The sequence below is a fragment of the Bradyrhizobium sp. 41S5 genome (assembly GCF_011516665.3).
Classification (GTDB): Bacteria; Pseudomonadota; Alphaproteobacteria; order Rhizobiales; family Xanthobacteraceae; genus Bradyrhizobium; species Bradyrhizobium quebecense.
Genome location: NZ_CP083721.1, coordinates 746,770 through 768,265, shown reverse-complemented (window position 1 = coordinate 768,265; position 21,496 = coordinate 746,770). Strand labels below are relative to the sequence as shown.

The 21,496-nt window shown below is 64.6% G+C and carries 19 protein-coding genes; 14 read left to right on the top strand and 5 right to left on the bottom strand.

Features of this window, described 5'->3' with window-relative positions:
• Positions 1 to 108: 108 nt before the first annotated feature.
• The 4 genes from HAP47_RS03710 (at position 109) to HAP47_RS03695 (ending at position 2,329) form a co-directional block, all read left to right on the top strand.
• Positions 109 to 606 (top strand): phage tail protein, encoded by a 498-nt coding sequence (locus HAP47_RS03710; protein ID WP_173639389.1) that lies wholly within the window; start codon positions 109 to 111, stop codon positions 604 to 606.
• Between the two features lie 12 nt (positions 607 to 618).
• On the top strand, positions 619 to 1,122 hold the full coding sequence (locus HAP47_RS03705; protein ID WP_173639390.1) for a phage tail protein: 504 nt from the start codon (positions 619 to 621) through the stop codon (positions 1,120 to 1,122).
• 9 nt (positions 1,123 to 1,131) lie between these two features.
• Positions 1,132 to 1,659, top strand: a complete 528-nt coding sequence (locus HAP47_RS03700) for a phage tail protein (protein WP_173639391.1) — start codon at positions 1,132 to 1,134, stop codon at positions 1,657 to 1,659.
• Between the two features lie 109 nt (positions 1,660 to 1,768).
• Positions 1,769 to 2,329, top strand: a complete 561-nt coding sequence (locus HAP47_RS03695) for a GNAT family N-acetyltransferase (RefSeq protein ID WP_173639392.1) — start codon at positions 1,769 to 1,771, stop codon at positions 2,327 to 2,329.
• On the opposite strand, the gene HAP47_RS03690 is transcribed toward HAP47_RS03695, so the two are convergent.
• The gene (locus tag HAP47_RS03690; protein ID WP_210285270.1) at positions 2,311 to 2,613 is read right to left on the bottom strand and encodes a DUF6916 family protein; all 303 of its coding nucleotides are present in this window, start codon (positions 2,611 to 2,613) and stop codon (positions 2,311 to 2,313) included. The two genes, HAP47_RS03695 and HAP47_RS03690, sit on opposite strands and share 19 nt — an antisense overlap.
• Positions 2,614 to 3,120: 507 nt before the next feature.
• Here HAP47_RS03690 and HAP47_RS03685 point away from each other — a divergent pair.
• The 9 genes from HAP47_RS03685 (at position 3,121) to HAP47_RS03645 (ending at position 13,657) form a co-directional block, all read left to right on the top strand.
• Entirely contained in the window at positions 3,121 to 4,275 is a 1,155-nt protein-coding gene (locus tag HAP47_RS03685) for an iron-containing alcohol dehydrogenase (protein WP_173639394.1), read from the top strand.
• Positions 4,276 to 4,365: 90 nt separating this feature from the next.
• The gene (locus HAP47_RS03680) at positions 4,366 to 5,916 is read left to right on the top strand and encodes an AMP-binding protein (RefSeq protein ID WP_173639395.1); all 1,551 of its coding nucleotides are present in this window, start codon (positions 4,366 to 4,368) and stop codon (positions 5,914 to 5,916) included.
• Between the two features lie 122 nt (positions 5,917 to 6,038).
• Positions 6,039 to 6,737, top strand: coding sequence for a DUF2270 domain-containing protein (locus HAP47_RS03675; protein ID WP_371821737.1), 699 nt, complete (start codon positions 6,039 to 6,041; stop codon positions 6,735 to 6,737).
• 79 nt (positions 6,738 to 6,816) lie between these two features.
• Positions 6,817 to 7,737, top strand: a complete 921-nt coding sequence (locus HAP47_RS03670; RefSeq protein WP_173639397.1) for a TauD/TfdA dioxygenase family protein — start codon at positions 6,817 to 6,819, stop codon at positions 7,735 to 7,737.
• Positions 7,738 to 8,119: 382 nt separating this feature from the next.
• Entirely contained in the window at positions 8,120 to 9,715 is a 1,596-nt protein-coding gene (locus HAP47_RS03665; RefSeq protein ID WP_173639398.1) for an ABC transporter substrate-binding protein, read from the top strand.
• A gap of 91 nt (positions 9,716 to 9,806) precedes the next feature.
• Entirely contained in the window at positions 9,807 to 10,754 is a 948-nt protein-coding gene (locus HAP47_RS03660; protein WP_074129975.1) for an ABC transporter permease, read from the top strand.
• Between the two features lie 4 nt (positions 10,755 to 10,758).
• Complete coding sequence (locus HAP47_RS03655; protein WP_173639399.1) at positions 10,759 to 11,652, top strand: ABC transporter permease; 894 nt, start codon at positions 10,759 to 10,761, stop codon at positions 11,650 to 11,652.
• Entirely contained in the window at positions 11,652 to 12,665 is a 1,014-nt protein-coding gene (locus HAP47_RS03650; RefSeq protein ID WP_173639400.1) for an ABC transporter ATP-binding protein, read from the top strand. Before HAP47_RS03655 ends, HAP47_RS03650 begins: the two co-directional genes overlap by 1 nt.
• The gene (locus HAP47_RS03645) at positions 12,662 to 13,657 is read left to right on the top strand and encodes an ABC transporter ATP-binding protein (RefSeq protein WP_173639401.1); all 996 of its coding nucleotides are present in this window, start codon (positions 12,662 to 12,664) and stop codon (positions 13,655 to 13,657) included. The genes HAP47_RS03650 and HAP47_RS03645 overlap by 4 nt, the downstream gene beginning before the upstream one ends.
• 133 nt (positions 13,658 to 13,790) lie before the next feature.
• Here HAP47_RS03645 and HAP47_RS03640 read toward each other — a convergent pair whose 3' ends face one another.
• From HAP47_RS03640 to HAP47_RS03625, 4 genes are all read right to left on the bottom strand, one after another.
• The gene (locus HAP47_RS03640; RefSeq protein WP_173639402.1) at positions 13,791 to 15,770 is read right to left on the bottom strand and encodes an acetyl/propionyl/methylcrotonyl-CoA carboxylase subunit alpha; all 1,980 of its coding nucleotides are present in this window, start codon (positions 15,768 to 15,770) and stop codon (positions 13,791 to 13,793) included.
• The gene (locus HAP47_RS03635) at positions 15,767 to 17,383 is read right to left on the bottom strand and encodes an acyl-CoA carboxylase subunit beta (RefSeq protein WP_173639403.1); all 1,617 of its coding nucleotides are present in this window, start codon (positions 17,381 to 17,383) and stop codon (positions 15,767 to 15,769) included. The genes HAP47_RS03640 and HAP47_RS03635 overlap by 4 nt, the downstream gene beginning before the upstream one ends.
• Positions 17,383 to 18,981, bottom strand: coding sequence for an AMP-binding protein (locus tag HAP47_RS03630; protein ID WP_173639404.1), 1,599 nt, complete (start codon positions 18,979 to 18,981; stop codon positions 17,383 to 17,385). The genes HAP47_RS03635 and HAP47_RS03630 overlap by 1 nt, the downstream gene beginning before the upstream one ends.
• Before the next feature lie 113 nt (positions 18,982 to 19,094).
• Entirely contained in the window at positions 19,095 to 19,961 is an 867-nt protein-coding gene (locus HAP47_RS03625; protein WP_173639405.1) for a 3-keto-5-aminohexanoate cleavage protein, read from the bottom strand.
• Positions 19,962 to 20,174: 213 nt separating this feature from the next.
• Here HAP47_RS03625 and HAP47_RS03620 point away from each other — a divergent pair, with 213 nt between their 5' ends.
• Positions 20,175 to 21,398, top strand: coding sequence for an ABC transporter substrate-binding protein (locus HAP47_RS03620; protein WP_173639406.1), 1,224 nt, complete (start codon positions 20,175 to 20,177; stop codon positions 21,396 to 21,398).
• Positions 21,399 to 21,496: the final 98 nt, after the last annotated feature.

Sequence of the window (21,496 nt, the reverse complement as noted above, 5' to 3'; positions counted from 1 at the left end):
CACTTGGCTCAAAACACGCTATCGTGCGCTCGTTGTCGCTCGACCGCACTTGCTTTGCATTTTCATTAATTGAGTCACTGACGAGACGGATCGTCTGACGGAGGATCGATGTCCCAACCGTTTCTCTCTGAGATCAGGATGATGTCGTTCAACTTCCCGCCGAAAGGCTGGGCTTTTTGCAATGGACAGTTGCTGCCGATCAATCAGAACCAGGCGCTGTTCTCGTTGCTCGGCACGGTCTATGGCGGCAACGGCCAGACGACCTTCGCGCTGCCCAACCTGCAGGGAAAAGTGCCGCTGCATGCGGGCTCGGGGTTCACGATCGGGCAAACCGGCGGTGAAACGTCTCACACGCTGTCGATCCCCGAGATGCCCCAGCATCCGCATATTTTTCAGGGCACCACCAACGGCGCCGACAATGCCGCGGTCACCAACAATCTGATGGCGACGTCGGCCAATCTCTATACCGCTGCCAGCAATTTGACGACGCTGGCTCCGAACACCGTCGGCAATGCCGGCGGCTCACAGCCGCACGAGAACATGCAGCCCTATCTCACGCTGAGCTTCTGCATCGCATTGCAGGGCATCTTTCCCTCCCGGACCTGAAGGACGCGCGCCATGGGCCAGCCTTACGTTGGCGAGATCCGCATGTTCGCCGGCAATTTTGCACCGGCCGGCTGGATGCTCTGCCAGGGACAGATCCTGCCGATCTCCCAATACGACACGTTGTTCAATCTGATCGGGACCACCTATGGCGGTGACGGCCAGCAGACATTCGCGCTGCCGAACCTGCAAGGTCGGCTGCCGCTGCACCAGACCAGCGGCTTCGTCATCGGTCAGACCGGCGGCTCCGAACAGGTGACGCTGACTACCCAGCAACTGCCCGTTCACAACCACCCGATGGCGGCGTCCCTGAACAATGCGACCGGCAACACGGTGACCGGCAATGTCGTGGGCGCGGTGGGAGCGACCCAGATCTACCGCGAGGTCGCGGCCGCCTCGCCGATGGCGAGCCAGGCGTGCTCGTTCGTCGGCGGCAGCCAGCCGCACGACAACATGCAACCCTACCTCTGCTACAACTTCATCATTTCACTGTTCGGCGTTTACCCGAGCCAAAACTAGGACGGGACCATGTCTGATCAATTCCTTGCCGAGATCCGCATTTTCCCGTTCGACTTCGCGCCGTTGGGGTGGGCCGTCTGCAACGGGCAACTCATGCCGATCTCGCAGAACACCGCACTTTTCTCGCTGCTCGGCACTTACTATGGCGGCGACGGCAAGAGCACCTTCGCGTTGCCCAACCTGCAAGGCAGCGCGCCGATGCAGCAGGGGCAGAGCTCCACCGGCACCATCTACGACATCGGACAGTCCGCCGGCACGACGACCGTGACCCTGCTGCAAAGCGAAATGCCCATGCACAATCACGGGGTCCTGGGCAATATCAATCAGTCAGAGCTTGCCACGCCCAGCCCGACACGATCCCTTGCACGCGCAAACCCGGGGCAAGCCTACACGGCGACGCTGACCAACGTTTCGCCGTTCTCGGCAACCAGTTCGATCCTGCCGATCGGCGGCAGCCAGCCCCACAACAACCTGATGCCCTATCTCACCTTGAATTTCTGCATCGCGTTGCAGGGCATCTACCCGCCGCGCAGCTAGAGCATTCTCGAGCGAAGTGGACACCGGTTCGCGTGAAGAAAACGCGTCAAAACAAGAATCTAGAGCTCCATTCCGATTCGATCGGAACGGAAAAGGCTCTAGACCTGCCATGACGGATGGTTTGAGCACCGATGCGACTGCCGCGGTGTTCGGATGGACGCGCGCCGCGGATGCCGGCCTGAGCTTCCGTCGTATCGCTGATGCCGATTTGCCCTTCCTGTCGCGGCTCTATGCTTCGACGCGCACCGCTGAACTGGCAGTGACACCGTGGAGCGCGGAGCAGAAGGCCGCCTTCCTGGCGATGCAGTGGCAGGCGCAGCATGCGCATTACCAGCAGCACTATCCGACGGCCGACTGGCTGGTGACGATGCGCGGTGGAGAGGATATCGGCCGCCTCTATGTCGACCGCTGGCCGAGCGAGCATTGCGTCATCGATATCGCCTTCCTGCCCGAACATCGCGGATCGGGTCTCGGCGGCGCGCTGATGCGCGACCTGCTCGACGAGGCCGCCGGCGCGGGGAAGGCGATGTCAATCCATGTCGAGAAGTTCAATCCGGCGATGCGGCTCTACCGCCGGCTCGGTTTCGTCACCGAGGAAGACAAGGGCGTCTACGACCTGATGCGCTGGCGCGGGACCGCAGCTTCCGGCCATCAGGTGAAGACCGCCTGATAGCCGTTGTCATCTCCAAGCGGGCCGATCGGCACCAGGAAGATGTCGATCACGCCGAGCGCCGGATGCCGCACCGGATAGATCGCCTGCGGCAGCCACGCTCCCTTCGGCGTCGTGAACAGCAGCGAGAAAGCACCGCCCGGCCGGCCGCTGTTGCCCGCGGCCTCGACCTTGGTGAGCCTCAGCGCCACGACGCCTTCCGCCGTCTGCATCTCGAACTCCGCGCCCTGATGCGACCGGAAGTCATCGATATGCAGTTTCGCGAGATCGACGGTGGATGTCATGCGCACGCCTCTGTTGCCTTCGAGGTGTAACACACGCTGCGATGTTGCCGTCAAGATTTCTGCCGGCCATCCGCGGTCTGAACCAAAGCTCTTCGTCATTCCGGGGCGCCGGGAATGACGGGTGGATGGAGCCGTGCCCCTCCTGCCGTACCGGCGTTCCCTGCGCTCTCTGCTCAAGTGGAGGGCAGGTAAACGCAAGACTCGGGTGCAGCGCGCCGCGAGGATGGGGATGCATGACTCACAAGCCGCGCAACATACTCGGTGTCGTCCCGGCGGAGGCCGGGACCCATAACCCCAAATGCAAGTCGTTGCGCGATGCCGGAATCACGAGTGCCGTTCATTACATCTGCTGCGGCGTATGGGTCCCGGCCTTCGCCGGGACGACTGCGGTGAACGCGGAGCCTCCGACCTACAACCCAGAGCCCTGATGACGGCTCCGATTTCCTCCGCTAACCTCTCGGCAAATGGCCGCCGGAACGGCGGGCCATCTTGAGGGAGGACAGCCGCGTGCATCGAGGCCGTGTGGTATTCGGCGCCATGGAGGAGGTCGTGTTCGGGCGGCCCGCCCGTGAGGTCGTCGTCGAGCAACTGGACCGGCTTGGCGCCCAGCGTGCCTTCCTGATGGTGTCGGGTACGCTGAACCGCGAAACCGACGAGATCGAAAAAGTCCGCGAGGCGCTCGGCTCCCGCTGTGTCGGCACGTTCGACCAGATGCCGGCACACACGCCGCGCGCCGCGGTGATCGCGGCGACGGAACAGGCGCGTGATGCCAAGGCCGATCTGATCGTCACCATCGGCGGCGGTTCGATCACCGACGGCGCCAAGGCGGTGCAGCTTTGCCTTGCCAACAACGTCACGACATCGGACGGCATCGACACGATCCGCACCCGCGGCGGCGTCTCGCCCGAGATGAATCCTCCGGCCGTGCGCCAGATCAGCGTGCCGACCACGATCGCCGGCGGAGAGTTCTCGTCGATCGCAGGCGTCACCAACGAGGCCAAGCGGCAGAAGGAGATGCTGCGCCATCCCCTGGTGATGCCGCGCGCCACGATCCTCGATCCGGATATCTCGGTGCACACGCCGGACTGGCTGTTCCTGTCGACCGGCATCCGCGCCGTCGACCATTGCGTCGAAGGCATCTGCTCGCGCGAGGCGCATCCTTACGGCGATGCGCAGGCGCTGAAGGGGCTCGAGATGCTGGCGCAGGGCCTGCCGCGGGTGAAGGCCAACCCGAAGGACATCCCGGCGCGGATGGATTGCCAGATCGGCACCTGGCTCTCGACCGGCCCGCTTGCCTCCGGCGTGCCGATGGGCGCGAGCCACGGCATCGGCTACGTGCTCGGCGCCGAGTTCGACGTGCCGCACGGCTACACCTCATGCGTGATGCTGCCGGCGGTGATGCGCTGGAACAAGCGCGACAATGCCGACCGGCAGGCGCTGGTCGCGACCGCGATGGGGCATCCGGGCGAGGACGCCGGCGACGTGCTCGACCGCTTCATCCGCGACCTCGGCATGCCGCGCAGCCTGAGGGAGGTCAACGTCGGCCCTGAGCACTTCGACCGCATCGCGGCGGGTGCGATGCGCACGCCCTGGGTGCCGCGCAATCCGCGCAAGATCGATGGTCCGTCCCAGGTTCGCGAGATTCTGGTGATGGCCGCTTAAGGCATGATGGGGAAAAGTGCGAAGCGGTTTTCTGACAAGATCATGCCTAAACAAGAAGCAAAGTAACACTGAGGGGAGATCTGAGCTTCGATGTACACCGGCAAGCATGCTTACCTGCGCCCGCTGCAACCGGCCTTCATCATGGCCGGGACCGGCGAGATCGTCACCTATCGTGAGCTCGAGGCACGCAACAACCGTCTCGCGCATCTGTTCCGCAACCGCGGCATGAAGCGGCTCGACCACTATTCGATCTTCATGGAGAATAACAACCGCTACCTCGAGGCCTGCGGCGCCGGGGAACGTTCTGGCCTCTACTTCACCTGCGTCAATTCCTACCTCACGGCCGGCGAGCTCGCCTACATCCTGACCAACAGCCAGTCACGGATCCTGATCACCTCGAAGCTGAAGCTCGACATCGCGCGCGAGGCGCTGAAGGAGTGCCCGCAGGTCGAGCTCTGCATCGTGGTCGACGGCGACAGTGAGAGCGATCGCATCGTCGGACTGCAACAGGCGACCGCTGGCCTGCCGGCGACGCCGATCGCGGACGAATATGCGGGCACCGCGATGCTCTATTCGTCCGGCACGACCGGCCGGCCGAAGGGCATCGTGCGGCCGCTGCCCGAGCAGCCGCCGTCGCAAAACCTTCCGCTGTTCGATTTCCTGACCAAGCTCTGGCACTACCGCGAGGGCATGGTTTATCTGTCGCCGGCGCCGCTCTATCACTCGGCGCCGCAGGCCGCAGTCAATCTCACTATCCGGATGGGCGGCACCGTCGTCATCATGGAGAGCTTCGATCCCGAGCGCTATCTCCAGCTGGTCGAAAAATGGGGCATCACCCACAGCCAGCTGGTGCCGACGATGTTCTCGCGCCTGCTGAAGCTGCCCGAGGAGATTCGCACCCGCTACGATCTGTCGACGCTCGAGATCGCGATCCATGCCGCAGCGCCCTGCCCGGCGCTGGTCAAGGACGATATGATCAAATGGTGGGGCCCGATCATCCACGAATATTACGGCGCGACCGAAGGCCTCGGCTTCACCGCCTGCAACAGCGAGGAGTGGCTCGCCCATCGCGGCACCGTCGGCAAGGTGCTGCTCGGCGACCTGCATATCCTCGACGAGAACATGCAGCCCTGCCCGAAGGGCACGCCGGGTACCGTGTGGTTCAAGACCGCCACGCCGTTCGAATATTTCAACGATCCGGCCAAGACCAGCGAGGCGCGCTCGGCGGACGGCAGCATGAGCACGGTCGGCGACGTCGGTTATGTCGACGACGACAACTTCCTCTATCTGACCGACCGCGCCACCTTCATGATCATCTCCGGCGGCGTGAACATCTACCCGCAGGAATGCGAGAACCTCCTGATCACCCATCCCAAGGTCGCCGACGCCGCCGTGTTCGGCGTGCCCAATGTCGATCTCGGCGAGGAGGTGAAGGCGGTGGTGCAGCCGGTCGACGGCATCGCGCCGGGTCCGGAACTCGCCGAGGAGCTGATCGCCTTCTGCGCAAGCTCGCTGTCGCGCCAGAAGGTGCCGCGCTCGGTCGATTTCGAAGCCGAGCTGCCGCGGCTGCCGACCGGAAAACTCTACAAGCGACTGCTGCGCGATCGCTACTGGGGCAACAAGACCTCGCGAATCGTGTGAACACGTGATGCGGCCAGCCGGACCGTCGCAGCCGGGGACGCCGGGCGGCGTAACGGACTCGCCCCTCGCACGGATTTCGCGCTATGCTCCGGGATCGCAAGCCAGCTTCGCCGGAGGCCGCCATGCCGTCGCCCCAACCGCGCGAGCCCGAGCCGGTACAGGCTGGAAGGCTCGAATTCACCGCCGCCGAGATCGGTGCGCTCGCCCATCTCTATCGTGGCGAGGTCTACCGCAGCACGGTCTGGCGCACCCGCCTCGACAGCTCGACCAACTGGGCGGTGGTCACGACCGGCATCGCGCTGTCGGCGACCTACAGCAGCGCGGAGGCTTCGCCTTTGCCGATGGTGCTGGTCGGGTTGCTGGTCACGGTGTTTCTGTTGTTCGAGGCGCGGCGCTATCGCTACTTCAACGTCTGGCGCGCCCGCGCGCGGCTGCTCGAAACCGATTTCTACGCGCCGATGATCCGCGGCGAAGGTCCCACGCCGAACTCGGCCTGGACCGAGCTGCTCGCCAACGACTACCGCCGCCCGAGCTATCACATCAGCCTTGCCCGGGCGATCGGCCGACGGCTGCGCCGGACATATGGCTGGATCTTCGCGATCCAGGCCATCGCCTATTACGGCAAGCTGGCGATCCACCCCCTGCCGCTGACCACGGTGAGCGATATCTGGGAACGCGCCTCGATCGGCCCGATTCCCGGAGCCATCGTGGTTCTGGCTGGCGTCGCCTTCCATTCCAGCTGGGCGCTGTTCGCCTTCGTCACGCATCGCATGGAGGTAGCCGACCGGCGGACGCGGCACAAACTGATCGCGATGGGGTGAGGCAGTGCGAGCCGCGTTGCCGCTGGCCGGCTTTTCCCCTAACCTCGCCTCAACAAGAAACGTCAGGGAGGATTTGCCGATGGAAGTGATCCCACTGCGCGAGGGATTCGGGGCCGAACTGCGCGGCGTCACGCTTTCGGATGTTGCCGCCAGCGATGCCGCCTATGCCGCGGTCCGCGCCGCGTTCGAGGAACATTCGGTGCTGGTGTTCCGCGGCCAGGAGGTCAGCGACGACATCCAGCTCGCCTTCTCGCGCCGTTTCGGTCCGCCTGAAACGACCAAGGTCGGTTCGATGGGCACCGGCTCGCATTTCGTGATCCTCTCGACCTTCGGACCTGACGGCAAGGTGGTCCCCTCTGATCATCGGCAGCAGCTGCGCGCCAGGGCCAACCAGCTCTGGCACACCGATTCCTCCTTCAAGCGCGTGCCGGCGCTGACCTCGATCCTTTCGGCGCGCATCATCCCCGAACATGGCGGCGAGACCGAGTTCGTCTCGATGCGGCTGGCCTTCGAGCGGCTCGACAAGGATGTGGCCAAGCGGCTGGAGAATTCCTTCGCCTGGCACTCCTACGCGCATTCGCGCAGCAAGGTGGCAACCGGGCTCGCGACATCGGAGGAAGTCGACGCGCTACCGCCGGTGTGCTGGCGCATGGTCTGGCGCAATCCCGTCAACGGCCGCGGCGCGCTGTATCTGGCCTCCCATGCCTATGGCGTCGAAGGCATGGATGCCGATGCCGGCAAGGCGCTGATCGAACGATTGACCGAAGCCGCCACCGCGCCCGGCGTCAGCTATCTGCATCAATGGAAGCAGGGCGACGTCGTGATGTGGGACAACCGCGCCACCATGCATCGTGGCCGCCCCTGGCCGGCCCATGAGGGGCGCCTGATGATCCGCACCACGATCTCGGCGACTGATGCCGACGGTGTCGCGAACATGCAGCCGCCCTCAACGCAGGCGGCGGAGTGTTTTTTTGTCGAAGCTCTCACACCTTCATCCTGAGGAGCCGCGAAGCGGCGTCTCGAAGGATCGACGGCCCGGCTAGTGGCCGTTCATCCTTCGAGACGCGCGTTCCGCGCTCCTCGGGATGACGGAGAACAAGTATGCGGCGACGTTCGCAATCGGCGACAAACTGTCGCTGATTGCGGACTGCTTCAAGTCGCGCGCGTCAGCAATCGAATTCGAACTGAGATTCGTAGCTTCATAGCGAAACAGACTGAGTTCCGCACAATCACAGCCATTATTCCCGGTCCGTGAAAACTTTAATGCTGCCACGTCATCCGAATTGCCAATCCCCGCACCGCCCTCGCCGGTTGCCCGACAGCCTCACCGTGGTATCGTCGATGCCAATCGGCCATTGAGACCGAAATTCGTGGAGGAGACCATGCGGAGCGTGCAAGCGCTGGCCGTCGCGGTGTTGTCTGTGCTGACCATCAGCGACGTTTCGCGCGCAGCCGAGCCGAAATCCGGCGGCATCTTCAGAATCTATCACCGCGACAGCCCCGGCAGCGCCTCGATCCACGAGGGCGCGACCTATTCGGTGAACATTCCGTTCATGCCGATCTTCAACAACCTCGTCATTTTCGATCAGCACATCGCCCAGAACAGCGCCAGCACGATCCGGCCCGAGCTTGCGGAGAGTTGGGCCTGGAGCGGCGACAACAAGACTCTGACCTTCAAGCTGCGCAAGGACGTGAAATGGCATGACGGCAAGCCGTTCACCGCGGCTGACGTCAAATGCACCTTCGACATGCTGATGGGCAAGTCCCAGCAGAAGTTTCGGCAGAACCCGCGCAAGTCCTGGTACGATCAGGTCGACGAGGTCACCACCAACGGCGACTATGAAGCATCGTTCAAGCTGAAGCGGCCGCAGCCTGCGCTCTTGTCGCTGCTCGCCTCAGGCTATTCGCCGGTCTATCCCTGCCATGTGTCGCCGGCAGAAATGCGCACCAAGCCTGTCGGTACAGGCCCGTTCAAGTTCGTCGAGTTCAAGGCCAACGAGTCGATCAAGCTCACCAAAAACCCCGACTACTTCAAGAAGGGTCTGCCCTATCTCGACGGCATCGAGTTCACCATTATCACCAACCGCTCGACGGCGATCCTGGGCTTCGTGTCGGGCAAGTTCGACATGACGTTCCCGACCGAGGTCTCGATCCCGCTGCTCAAGGACGTCAAGTCGCTGGACCCCAAGGCGGTCTGTGTGGTGGAACCGAACAATGTCTCCACCAACATCATCATCAATTCGAGCGGACCGCCGTTCGATAATCTCGACATCCGCCGCGCGCTGGCGCTGGCGCTCGACCGCAAGGCGTTCATCCAGATCATGTTCGAAGGCCAGGGCGACATCGGTGGCACCATGGAGCCGGCACCCGACGGCCTGTGGGCGATGCCGAAGGAGATGCTGGAATCGATTCCCGGCTACGGTCCCGACATCGAGAAAAACCGCGAGGAAGCGCGCAAGCTGATGCAGAAGGCGGGCTATGGCCCGGACAAGCACCTGCAGATCAAGGTGTCGACCCGCAACATCGCCGTCTACCGCGATCCCGCGATCATCCTGATCGACCAGATCAAGAGCATCTACATCGACGCCGAGCTCGACGTCGTCGACACCGCGCAATGGTTCCCGAAGATCGCCCGCAAGGATTATTCGCTCGGCCTCAATCTCACCGGCAACGCCGTCGACGAGCCGGACCAGTCCTTCTACGAGAACTATGCCTGCGGCTCGGAGCGCAACTACACCAACTATTGCAACAAGGACATCGAGAAGCTGTTCGATCAGCAATCCGAGGAGACCGACCTCGACAAGCGCAAGAAGCTGGTCTGGGAGATCGACAAGAAGCTGCAGGAAGACGTCGCGCGTCCGATCATCTTCCATGCCCGGACCGGCACCTGCTGGAAGCCGTACGTAAAGAATGTCACGATCATGTCCAACAGCTCCTATAACGGCTATCGCTACGAAGACGTCTGGCTGGACAAGTAGCGCGAAGCGTTTTCGAGCGAAGTGGATACCGGTTCGCGTCAAGAAAACGCTTCGAGAGAAAGCCACAGGCGAGATCAGGGAGAGAGCCAGGGTGTTTGCCTATATCGTGCGGCGGCTGTTCCTGATGCTCGTGACCCTGTTCGGGATCTCGGTCATCATCTTCGTGCTGCTGCGCGTCGTCCCCGGCAACATCGTCGATATCCTGTTCGACGCCGCAGGCTTCGTCGATCCCGCCGACAAGGCCAATCTCGAGCGCGAGCTCGGCCTGAGCCAGCCGATCGTGATCCAGTATCTGCACTGGATCGGCGGCCTGCTGCACGGCGACCTCGGCTATTCCTATGTCTCGGAAAAGCCGGCGCTGGAGGAAATCCTGCCGCGGATTCCGATCACCGCGCGGCTGGCGGGGCTGGCGCTGCTGTTCTCCGCCTCGATCGGCATTCCGCTCGGCGTTATCAGCGCCGTGCACCAGGGCTCGAAGCTTGACTATGCGCTGCGCGTCGTCAGCCTCAGCGGCCTGTCGCTGCCGTCATTCTGGCTCGGCCTCTTGATCCTGATGGCCTCGGTCTCGCTGTTCGGCACCATGCCGATCTTCAATCCGAACCCGAAGACCTGGCTCGAGGCGCTGACCATCTATGCGGTGCCGGCGATGGCGGTCGGCTTCCGCAGCGCGGCGCTGACCATGCGCATCACTCGCTCCTCGATGCTGGAGATCCTGCGCCAGGACTACATCCGCACCGCACGCGCCAAGGGCGCCTCCGAGGCTTCCGTGAACTATCACCACGCGCTCAAGAACGCGGTGCTGCCGGTCATCACGGTGATCGGCATCGAGGCCGCGTTCCTGATCGGCGGGCTGATCGTCACGGAAACCGTGTTCAACATCCCGGGCATCGCCCGCTTCCTGGTCGAGGCGCTGCGCTGGCGTGATTATCCGATCGTGCAGAACCTCGTGATGTTCATCGCGGTCGTCGTCGTGGTCGTGAACTTCATCGTCGACATGCTCTACGCGGCGATCGACCCGCGCATCCGGTTCGGAGACTGAACGCGTGGCAACGATCAATTTCGACAGCGAACTGCGACGCGCCGGAGCCAACGCCACGACCGGCTGGGGACGGCTTGCATTCCTCGCGCAGCGCCATGCGCTCGGCACGATCGGCCTGATCATCATGCTGTCGTTCGTGCTGACCGCGATATCAGCCGATCTGATCAGCCGCTACGATCCGCTCACCGTCGATTCCGCGCACCGGCTGGCCGCCCCCTCCACGCTGCACTGGTTCGGTACCGATTCCTTCGGCCGCGACGTCTGGAGCCGCATCGTCCATGGCGCGCGGATCTCGCTTGCGGTCGGCATCGGCTCCACGACCTTGGGCGCCACGCTCGGTGTGATCGTGGGTCTCACCTCCGGCTATCTCTCAGGCTGGGTCGACCTCGTGTTCCAGCGGGTTACCGACATCCTGCAATCGCTGCCACTCCTGGTGCTTGCGCTGGTGATGACCGCGGCGCTCGGCCCCTCGCTGCCGAACGTGATCCTTGCCATCGCCATTCCCCTGATCCCGACGGTTGCCCGCGTGATCCGCGCCAACACGCTGGCGCTGCGCGAGCAGCCGTTCGTGGAGGCCGCAAAGTCGATCGGCATGAGCGAGACGCGCATCGCGCTGCGCCACGTGCTGCCGAACACGATCGCCCCGCTGATCGTGCTGGCCACCGCGCAGCTCGGCTCGACCATCCTGACAGAGGCGTCGCTGTCGTTCCTCGGCCTCGGCATTCCCGAGCCTTATCCGTCCTGGGGCCGCATGCTGTCGGAATCCGCCGCTGAATATGTCCGCACCGCGCCGTGGCTGGTGATCTTCCCCGGCATCGCGATCAGTCTCGCGGTGTTCGGCACCAATCTGTTCGGCGACGCGCTGCGCGACATCCTCGATCCGAGGCAGCGCGGCTGATGAGCGACGCACTTCCGGCAGAGACGGTTCTCGAGGTGAAGAACCTGCAGACGGTGTTCTTCACCAACTCCGGCCTGTTCCGCGCGGTCGACGACGTCTCGTTCTCGGTCCGCCGCGGCGAGACGCTGGCTATTGTGGGCGAATCCGGCTGCGGCAAGAGCGTCAGCGCGCTCTCGATCATGCGCCTCGTGCCCGATCCGCCCGGCCGCATTGTCGGCGGGTCGGTGACGCTCGAGGGCACCGACCTCCTGAAGCTCGACGATGCCGCGATGCGCGCCATCCGGGGCAACCGCATCTCAATGATCTTCCAGGAGCCGATGACCTCGCTCAATCCGGTGATGCGGATCGGCGACCAGATCACCGAGGCCGTGCGTCTGCATCGGAAGATGAGCAGCAAGGAGGCGTGGGCGCAGGCGGTCGACATGCTGCGGCTGGTGCGCATCCCGGAGCCGGAGCGCCGCGCGCAGGAATATCCACATCAGCTCTCCGGCGGCATGCGCCAGCGTGCCATGATCGCGATGGCGCTGGCCTGCCGGCCGGTGCTCCTGATCGCGGACGAGCCGACCACCGCGCTCGACGTCACCATCCAGGCGCAGATCCTCGCGCTGATCGTCGATCTGCAGCAGCGTCTCGGCACCGGACTGATCTTGATCACCCATGACCTCGGCGTCGTCGCGCAGACCGCGCAGCGTGTGATCGTGATGTATGCTGGCAAGAAGGTCGAGGAGGCGACGGTCGAGGCGCTGTTCGAGACGCCGCTGCATCCCTATACGCGCGGGCTGATGGCCTCGATGCCGGCGGTGATCGCGCTCGGCGCGAAGACCGATGCGCGACTGACCGAAATTCCCGGCATGGTGCCGTCGCTGACCAATCTGCCGCCCGGCTGCGCCTTCGCGCCACGCTGCAAGCTCGCGATCGACCGCTGCCTCAAGGAGTATCCGCCGCTCGACGAGGTCAAAAGCAATCACTGGGCGGCCTGCTGGCGCGCCGACGAGATGGCGGAGGCGTCATGACCGAACAACGCCCGCTCCTCGAGGTGATCGATCTCGTCAAGCACTACGCGGTGCGCGGTGGCGTGCTGCGCCGGCAGGTCGGCACCGTTCACGCTGTCGACGGCGTCAGCTTTTCGCTCGGCGCCGGCGAGACGCTCGGCCTGGTCGGCGAATCCGGCTGCGGCAAGTCGACGGTCGCGCGCACCGTGCTGCGGCTGGTCGAGCCGACCAGCGGCGCCATCAAGCTGGACGGCGAGGACATCGCACCGCTCAGCAAGAGCGCGCTGCGGCCGTACCGCCGCTCGATGCAGATCGTATTCCAGGACCCGTTCGCCTCGCTCAACCCGCGCATGACGGCCGGTGACATCGTCGGTGAGCCCCTGATCGTGCATGGGCTCGCGACCGGCGCGAAGAAGCAGGAGCGCGTCGCGGAGCTGTTCCGGCAGGTCGGCCTCCGGCCCGACCAGATGAAGAACTTTCCGCATCAATTCTCCGGCGGGCAGCGCCAACGCATCTGCATCGCCCGCGCGCTGTCGCTCGGCCCGCGGCTGATCGTTTGCGACGAGCCGGTTTCCGCGCTCGACGTCTCGATCCAGGCGCAGGTGATCAATCTGTTGATCGACCTGCAGCGCAAGCAGAACTTCTCCTACCTGTTCATCGCGCACGACCTCGCGGTGGTCGCCCATATCAGCCACCGCGTCGCGGTGATGTATCTCGGCCGCATTGTCGAGATCGCCGACAAGCGCGAGCTGTTCGCCAATCCGCGCCACCCCTACACCCAGGCCTTGCTCGCCTCGGTGCCGATCGCCGACCCCAAGGCCAGGCGGCTCACGCCGCAGATCGACGGCGACGTGCCGAGCCCGATCAACCCGCCGCCTGGCTGCGCCTTCCACACCCGCTGCCGCCACGCGATCGATCGCTGCAAGACCGAACGCCCCGCGCTGCAGGCGGCAGGCACCGGGCATCAGGTCGCCTGCTGGCTGAATGACGGGACGGGGCGTGCTGATCAATAACTCGATGTAGTCCCGGCGAAGGCCGGGACCCATCACCACAAATGTTCATTGCTGCAACAAGCTGCGGCCCGAGCGCACTTCAACAAGCTGGATCGGTGGCTATGGGTCCCGGCCTTCGCCGGGACGACAGCTATTATGCCGCCGCGTCAATCTCCACCACGATCTTCCCCGTGGTCACCTGCTCGCCCTCGGCAACGTCGATCGACGACACCGTACCCGCAACCCCTGCGGTGTGGACGTGCTCCATCTTCATTGCCTCCAGCGTCATCACCGGCTGGCCGGCCGCGACCTTGTCGCCGGCCTTCACCAGCACCGCGACGACCCGGCCGTTCATCGCCGCACGGACCTTGCCGTCGCCACCGGCGGCCGCAGCGCTCTCCGGCGGCGCGAGCGTGAGATCGCGCACCGATAGCGTGACGCCACGATGCAGGATGTGGAGTCGATCGCCGTCGCGCAGGAACCTGGCCTGCTCCATCAGGCCATCATGGTGGAAGCGGATGCTGTCCTGACTCAGCTCGTCGATCTCGAAGCTGAAGCGATCGCCATTGCGGGCCGCGCGATAGCTGCCGTCGCGCTCGCGGACAATCTCGATCTCCTGCACGCCGTGGCCGAGGTCGATCCGCAGGCCGAGCGGAAATGTCGCCGACAGCGAGCGGCCGCGCCGCCATGGCGGCGCGTGCGGATTAGTGACATAGAGCAGCAGCGCCGCGAGCGCGAGGTCGGTGCCGCGATCGGGCCGCGGCGCCAGCAGAGCATCGCGGTTATTGCCGATGAAGGCGGTGGTCGCCTCGCCCTTGGCAAAGACCGGATGGCGCAGGCAGTCGATCAGGAATCCCTGATTGGTGGTGACGCCGAAGGCCGTGACCTGCTCCAGCGCACAGATCAGCCTGCCGCGCGCCTCGTCGCGGGTCGCGCCGTGGCTGATGACTTTGGCGATCATCGAATCGTAGAACGGCGGAATCTCCGAGCCGGACAGCAGTGCGTGCTCGACGCGGATGCCATCAGGCATCTGCCACCGCGCCATCGTGCCGGATTGCGGCATGAAGTCATGCCCGGCATCCTCCGAGCAGAGCCGCACCTCGATGGCATGACCGGAGAAGGTGATGTCCTCCTGCCTCAGGCCGAGCCGCTCGCCGCTTGCGACGCGGAGCTGCAGCTCGACCAGATCGAGCCCGGTGATCGCCTCGGTGACGGGGTGCTCGACCTGAAGCCGCGTGTTCATCTCCATGAAGTAGAAATTGCCGGCGCGATCGAGCAGGAATTCCAGCGTGCCGGCGCCCTCATAGCCGATCGCCTTGACCGCCTGGACTGCCACCGTGCCCATCCGCGCGCGGAGCTCCGGCGTTACCGCCGGTGACGGCGCCTCCTCGATCAGCTTCTGGTGCCGCCGCTGCACCGAGCAATCGCGCTCGCCGAGATGGACGGCGTTGCCATGGCGGTCGCCGAACACCTGGATCTCGATGTGGCGGGGATCGACGATGGCGCGCTCGAGGATGACAGTGGGATCGCCGAACGCGCCCTGCGCCTCCGACCGCGCGCTGCGCAACGCATCCGAAAACGCGGCGGCATCCGCCACCAGCCGCATGCCGCGGCCGCCACCGCCGGCGACCGCCTTGATCATGACCGGAAAACCAATTGCCTTGACCTCCGCCAGCATCACAGCGTCGCTCTGATCGGCGCCTTGATAGCCGGGCACGCAGGGCACCCCGGCCCTTTGCATGATCTCCTTGGCGCCGGCCTTGTTGCCCATCGCAAGGATCGCCTCCGGCGACGGCCCGATGAACACGAGCCCCGCATTTCGGCAGGCCTGCGCGAAGTCCTCGTTCTCGGCAAGGAAGCCGTAACCGGGATGCACCGCGCCGGCGCCGCTCGCCTTGGCGGCTGCGACGATCGCGTCGATCTTCAGATAGGATTGCGCCGGCAGCGCCTCGCCGATCCGCACCGCCTGATCGGCTTCGCGCACGTGCAGCGCGTCGCGGTCGGCGTCGGAGTAGACCGCGACGACGCCGTAGCCGAGCCGCCGCGCCGATCGCATGATGCGCAGCGCGATCTCGCCGCGATTGGCGATCAGGATCTTGAAGAACGGTGTCCGCTTCACGATTGCCCCGCTCATGGCCGCGCCACCGAAAACTGCATGCGCTGCGGGCTGCGCGCCTCCGCCTCGCGGCAGATCGCCAGCACCTCGGCGAGCACCGTCCGCGTATCGCGCGGATCGATCACGCCGTCGTCGAGCAAGCGGGCGCTGGTCGAGAACACGTCCATCTGACCATCGAACACACCAGTGATCTGCGCCTTCATCGCCTCCAGCTTCTCCTTCTCGATCGGCTTGCCGCGCCTGATGGCGGCGGCTTCGGTGACGATCGCCATGGTCTCGGCGGCCTGCTCGCCGCCCATCACCGCGGTCTTGGCGTTGGGCCAGGAGAAGCAGAAGCGCGGATGGAAGCCGCGGCCGCACATGCCGTAATTGCCGGCGCCGAACGACGCGCCACAGTATAGCGTGATCTGCGGCACCGTCGCCGAGGTCACCGCCTGGATCATCTTCGAGCCGTGCTTGATCATGCCGGCCTCTTCGTAGGCGCGGCCGACCATGTAGCCGGTGGTGTTGTTCATGTAGAGGAGCGGCGTGCGCGACTGGCAGCAGGCCTGGATGAAATGCGTTGCCTTGTTGGCGCCGGGCACATCGAGCGGCCCGTTATTTGTGATGATGCCGATCGCCTGCCCTTCGATGCGGGCATGGCCGCAGATCGTCGCCGGGCCGTAATTGGCGCCGAACTCGATGAAGTCGGAATCGTCGATGAAGCGCGCGATCGCCTGGCGCATATCGACGGGACGCTTGTGGTCCATCGGCATGATGCCGAGCAGTTCCTCGGCGTCATAGCGCGGCGGCTTGAACGCGGCCGGCTCCGGCGCCGGCCGGTCCCACGGCAGCTTGGCCATGATGTCGCGCGCGATGCGGAGCGCATCGCGATCGTCCTCGGCGAGATAATCGCCAAGCCCGGAGATCTGGGTGTGCATCTCGGCGCCGCCGAGTTCCTCCTCGGTCGCGATCTCGCCGGTGGCGGCCTTGAGCAGGGGCGGGCCGGCGAGGAACGCGCGGGTACGGCCGCGCACCATCACAATGTAATCGGAGAGGCCTGTCTGGTAGGCGCCGCCCGCGGTCGAGGAGCCGTGGGTGACGGTGACGACGGGGAGCCCCGCTGCCGACAGCCGCGCCAGGTTGCGGAAGATGTTGCCGCCGCGGACGAAATCCTCGACCCGGTAGCGCAGCAGATTGGCGCCGGCGCTTTCGACGAGCTGCACATAGGGCAGTTTGTTCTCCAGTGCGAGCTCCTGCACCCGCAGCGTCTTGTCGAGGCCGTAAGGTTGCAGCGCGCCGGCGTCGATGCCGGCGTCATTGGCGCTGACCATGCAGCGGATGCCGGAAACGAAGCCGATGCCGGCAACCAGGCCGCCGCCGGGCACGCTCTTGTCCGCGTCCGGCACGTCGAACATGTAGCCGGCGAGCGTCGCCAGTTCGAGGAACGGCGAGCCGGGATCGAGCACCAGCGCGACGCGCTCGCGCGGCAGCAGCTGGCCGCGCTTGTGGAAGCGGTCCTTTGCCGCGGCGGATGCCGCGCGCGTCCGTTCCTCCAGGGTGCGCATCCGGGCGATCAGCGCCAGCATGCCGTTGCGATTGCCCTGGAACGCGGCGCTGCCGGCGGCGATGGTGTTTTCGATGATGGCCACTAGGCGCGCTCCACAAAATGCCCACTGTACTGCTGCCGCAGCTCGACCTTGCGCAGCTTGCCGGTCGCGGTCATCGGCATCTCGTCGAGGATACGCACCAGCTTCGGCACCTGGAAGCCGCCGAGATGCCTTCTGCAATGCGCCTCGATGCCGGCCTCGTCGGCCACCGCGCCGGGCTTCAGCTTGACGAAGGCGGAGACTGCCTCGCCCCATTGCGGATGCGGCAGGCCGACCACCGCGGCATTCTGCACGGCGGGGTGCGCCAGCAGCGTCTCCTCGATCTTGACGGAAGCGACGTTCTCGCCGCCCGACTTGATCGTGTCCTTCTTGCGATCAAGGAACAGCACCTCGCCATTGGCGTCGATCAGGGCAAGATCGCCGGTATGGTGCCAGCCGAACTTGCGCGCCTCCTCGGTCGATTTGGGGTCCCTGTAATAGCCCATCATCACGTTGGGGCCGCGATGCACCAGCTCGCCGATCTCGCCGCGCGGCAGCAGGTTGCCGTTGTCGTCCATGATCGCGGTCTCGTTGACGATCAGCGACTCGCCCCAGTAATTGCCGAAGCGCTCGAGTTGCACCTCCGGCCGCGACATCGTCGTCGCCGGGTACATTTCGGTCTGGCCGCTGGTCAGCACGAAGTTCGGGCACATGTCCGCCATCGCGCGTTCGAGCAGCGGCTTGCCCATCGGCGCCATGGTGTAGATGCAGCAGCGCAGGCCCGACAAATCGTATTCGCGCCGGCGCGGATGATCCAGAATCGCCTGGTACATCAGCGACAAGCCGACGAACACCGTCAACCGGTCGCGGACGATCGCCTCCATGCAGACCACCGGATCGAAGCCACGCATCAGCGCCATGCGGCCGCCGACCGAGAGATAGCTCAGCAGCAGCACGTGGCCGGCGCAGTGGAACAACGGAAACTGCCCGGTGATCCCGTCATCGCGCGAAAGCTGCATCTCGATGCAGTTGCTCATCACGGCCATGACCACGGCGAGATGGCAATGCATCGCCCCCTTCGGCCGCGAGGTCGTGCCTGACGTATAGATGATCATCGCGAGATCGCGGTCGTTGATCTCGATGTCAGGCTCGATATCGGATTGCCCCTTGAGGAGACCGTTAAACTCCTGCAATCCGGTCTTGCCGGCATTTCCGGTCAGGTCGATCGCGATCATCTCAAGGCCGCGAGCTTCCAGTGCGGCGCGCCGGTCGGCCTGACCGTGGAGATTGTCGTCGATGATGGCAAAACAGGCCTCGGCATGGCCGAGGATGTAGTCCATGTCCGACGGCCCAAGCATGGTGTTGATCGGCACCCAGACCAGGCCAGCGCGGTGGATGCCGAACAGCGCTTTGACGAACTCGACGGAGTTGTTGCAGATGGTCGATATCTTCTCGCCGGGCTTCAGCCCGCGCTGCACCAGATAATTGGCGAAGCGATTGGCATCGCGGTCAAGCTCGGTGAAGGTGACCTGCCTGCCGCCATCGGTCAGCGCGACGCGATCCGGAAATCGCCGCACGGCGCGCTTCAGAAGATCGCCGATCGCGACCCGTCCGATGCGGCCCGGCCCGGCGACGCCGCCGGTTGCTACGAGATTGTCCATGTGCTTCCTCCTGCCTCGTCATTGCGAGGAGCGAAGCGACGAAGCAATCCACTCTATCTTCGAGTGGCAAGATGGATTGCTTCGCTTCGCTCGCAATGATGGCCGGGTTGACGTCAGTGCCTGACCCCGAAGATCTGCCGCGCTTCCGCGGGACTTGCGATCTCGCGGCCGGCACGCCGCGCGCAGGCGGCGAGCCCTTCGACGAGCTGCCCGTTCGACGTCACCTTGGTGCCGTCGCCGAGATAGAACGTATCTTCCAGCCCGCTGCGCAGATGACCGCCGAGGTCGGCGGCGCGCTGGTGCAGCGGCCAGATCTCGGCGCGGCCGATCGCCGTGACCTGCCAATGCGCTTCCGGCACTTTCAGCTTCAAGAGGATCGGCAACAGCTCCGCATCGGCCGGCATCCCCGAGGCGACGCCCATCACGAAATTGTACTCGAGCGGGCCGGAATACATGCCGGTCTGCCGGTACATGCCGACGCAACGCACGATGCCGACGTCGAAGCACTCGAATTCGGGAATCGTGCCGGCCGCCTTCATCACATCGAGATAGTCCTGCACCTTCTCGACCGCGTTATCGAACATCATCGGCGGCCAGGCCCAGGTGTTGTCGGCCTTGACCTTCAGATAATTCAGCGAGCCGGCGTTGCAGGCCGCGATCTCGGGCCTGGTTTCGCGCACGCAGTCGAGCGCGCCCTGGTAGTTCGGGCCCGAGGTGCCGGTGGTGTGGTTGATGATCACGCCGGGGCAGGCCTCGCGGATCGCCTGCTGGATCTCCTTGCTGACGCCGACCTCCCACGACGGCAGGTGCCCCTTGTTCGGCGCCTGCTGGCGCAGATGGATGTGCATGATACTGGCGCCGGCGTTGAACGCAGCCCTGGCCTCGCGCGCCATCTCTTCCGGCGTCACCGGAACATTGTGCTGCTTCGGGTCGGTAAGCACGCCGTTCAGCGCGCAGGTGATGACGGCCTTGTCGCTCATGGGTCTCTCGTCCGGGTTGCGGCGCACCTGCGCGGTTGATTTTGCCATGATGAGAAATTTGTCCGTTCGCCATCTTGCGTTGACTGGCTAAGTGGATGCGCTCACGACGGAATCCGCGGTCAGCCGGTTAACACAAGACGCGACGCCCACGTGGCGCGTAGGGTTGCTGTAAGCAGAAGCGGCGCAACAAGCCGGCATCACGGGGAGAAAATCATGGTCTCGATCAACCGGCGCAGATGGCTCACCGGCGCCGCAGGCGCGGGGCTTGCCGCGGTCGCGGGCCTCAAGCCCTCACTTGCCGAAGATACGCCCGGCGTCACCGCGACCGAGATCAAGATCGGCAGCACCACCTCACTGAGCGGCCCGGTGTCCGCGCTCGGCGTGCAGGCGCGCTGCCAGGAAGCCTATTTCAAGATGCTGAACGAGCAGGGCGGCATCGCCGGCCGGCAGATCAAGTACATCTATTACGACGACGCGTTCAATCCGGCGAAGACGGTGGAGCAGGTGCGCCGCCTGATCGAGAGCGACAATGTCGCCTTCCTGTTCAACATGCTCGGCACCGCGCCGAACTCGTCGGTCGTCAAATACATCAACGCCGCCAAGGTGCCGCATCTGTTCCTGTCGGTGAACGGCGACAAATGGGGCGACTACAAGACCTATCCCTGGACCATGGGCTTTGCTCCGAGCGCGCGCACCGAAGCGCAGGTGTTCGTCAAATATGCGCTGAGCCAGAACAAGAACGCGAAGTTCGCGGTGCTCTACCAGAACGACGATCTCGGCAAGGATTTCGTCGCCGGCACCAGGGATGTGCTGGGCGAGCGGTTCGCGACGTCGGCCGTGGTGGCCTCGCACGAGGTCACCGATCCGACGATCGATTCCCAGATCGTCGCGCTGCGCGGCGCCAATCCCGACGTGCTGATCTCTGGCACGACGGCGAAATTCTGCGCGCAGTCGATCCGCAAGATCTACGAGCTCGGCTGGAAGCCGATGCATTTCATTGCCAGCGGCGCGGCCTCGATCTCCTCAACCATTGCGCCTGTCGGTCTCGACAAGTCGCAGGGCACGATCTCGTCGGCCTATGTGAAGGACGTCGCCGACCCGGCTTGGGCCAACGACCCCGGCGTGAAGGATTTCCTCGCCTTCATGGGAAAATACTTCCCCGATGGCAATCCGAAGGAGGGCTACAGCCTCTACGCCTACACGGTTGCGCAGGTGCTCAAGATCGTGCTCGAGCAGTGCAATGGCAATTTCACCCGCGACAACATCATGGCGCAGGCGAACAATTTGAAAGATGTCGAGGTCCCGACGCTGTTACCCGGCATTCGCGTCAACACCAGCCCGACCAATCACCACCCACTGCAGCAGCTTCAGCTGCAACGGATCGAAGGGCCGGGCTGGCTGCGATTCGGTGAGGTGATCCAGGGCGCGAATCTGTAGCGGAGGAGAATCCTAAGTGTCGTCCCGGCGAACGCCGGGACCCATACCGCGTGATCTATCCGTGATGCGGGATGGCGGAGGCCTTTTTTTGAAACAAT

Bases quoted from the DNA above. Each gene is read 5' to 3' on its own strand.
- HAP47_RS03675 (WP_371821737.1), top strand. From the start codon at position 6,039: ATGCCGTCGCCCCAACCGCGCGAGCCCGAGCCGGTACAGGCTGGAAGG.
- HAP47_RS03680 (WP_173639395.1), top strand. From the start codon at position 4,366: ATGTACACCGGCAAGCATGCTTACCTGCGCCCGCTGCAACCGGCCTTC.
- HAP47_RS03690 (WP_210285270.1), bottom strand. From the start codon at position 2,613: ATGACATCCACCGTCGATCTCGCGAAACTGCATATCGATGACTTCCGG.
- HAP47_RS03670 (WP_173639397.1), top strand. From the start codon at position 6,817: ATGGAAGTGATCCCACTGCGCGAGGGATTCGGGGCCGAACTGCGCGGC.
- HAP47_RS03640 (WP_173639402.1), bottom strand. From the start codon at position 15,770: ATGAGCGGGGCAATCGTGAAGCGGACACCGTTCTTCAAGATCCTGATC.
- HAP47_RS03705 (WP_173639390.1), top strand. From the start codon at position 619: ATGGGCCAGCCTTACGTTGGCGAGATCCGCATGTTCGCCGGCAATTTT.
- HAP47_RS03650 (WP_173639400.1), top strand. From the start codon at position 11,652: ATGAGCGACGCACTTCCGGCAGAGACGGTTCTCGAGGTGAAGAACCTG.
- HAP47_RS03695 (WP_173639392.1), top strand. From the start codon at position 1,769: ATGACGGATGGTTTGAGCACCGATGCGACTGCCGCGGTGTTCGGATGG.
- HAP47_RS03625 (WP_173639405.1), bottom strand. From the start codon at position 19,961: ATGAGCGACAAGGCCGTCATCACCTGCGCGCTGAACGGCGTGCTTACC.
- HAP47_RS03665 (WP_173639398.1), top strand. From the start codon at position 8,120: ATGCGGAGCGTGCAAGCGCTGGCCGTCGCGGTGTTGTCTGTGCTGACC.
- HAP47_RS03700 (WP_173639391.1), top strand. From the start codon at position 1,132: ATGTCTGATCAATTCCTTGCCGAGATCCGCATTTTCCCGTTCGACTTC.
- HAP47_RS03630 (WP_173639404.1), bottom strand. From the start codon at position 18,981: ATGGACAATCTCGTAGCAACCGGCGGCGTCGCCGGGCCGGGCCGCATC.
- HAP47_RS03620 (WP_173639406.1), top strand. From the start codon at position 20,175: ATGGTCTCGATCAACCGGCGCAGATGGCTCACCGGCGCCGCAGGCGCG.
- HAP47_RS03710 (WP_173639389.1), top strand. From the start codon at position 109: ATGTCCCAACCGTTTCTCTCTGAGATCAGGATGATGTCGTTCAACTTC.
- HAP47_RS03645 (WP_173639401.1), top strand. From the start codon at position 12,662: ATGACCGAACAACGCCCGCTCCTCGAGGTGATCGATCTCGTCAAGCAC.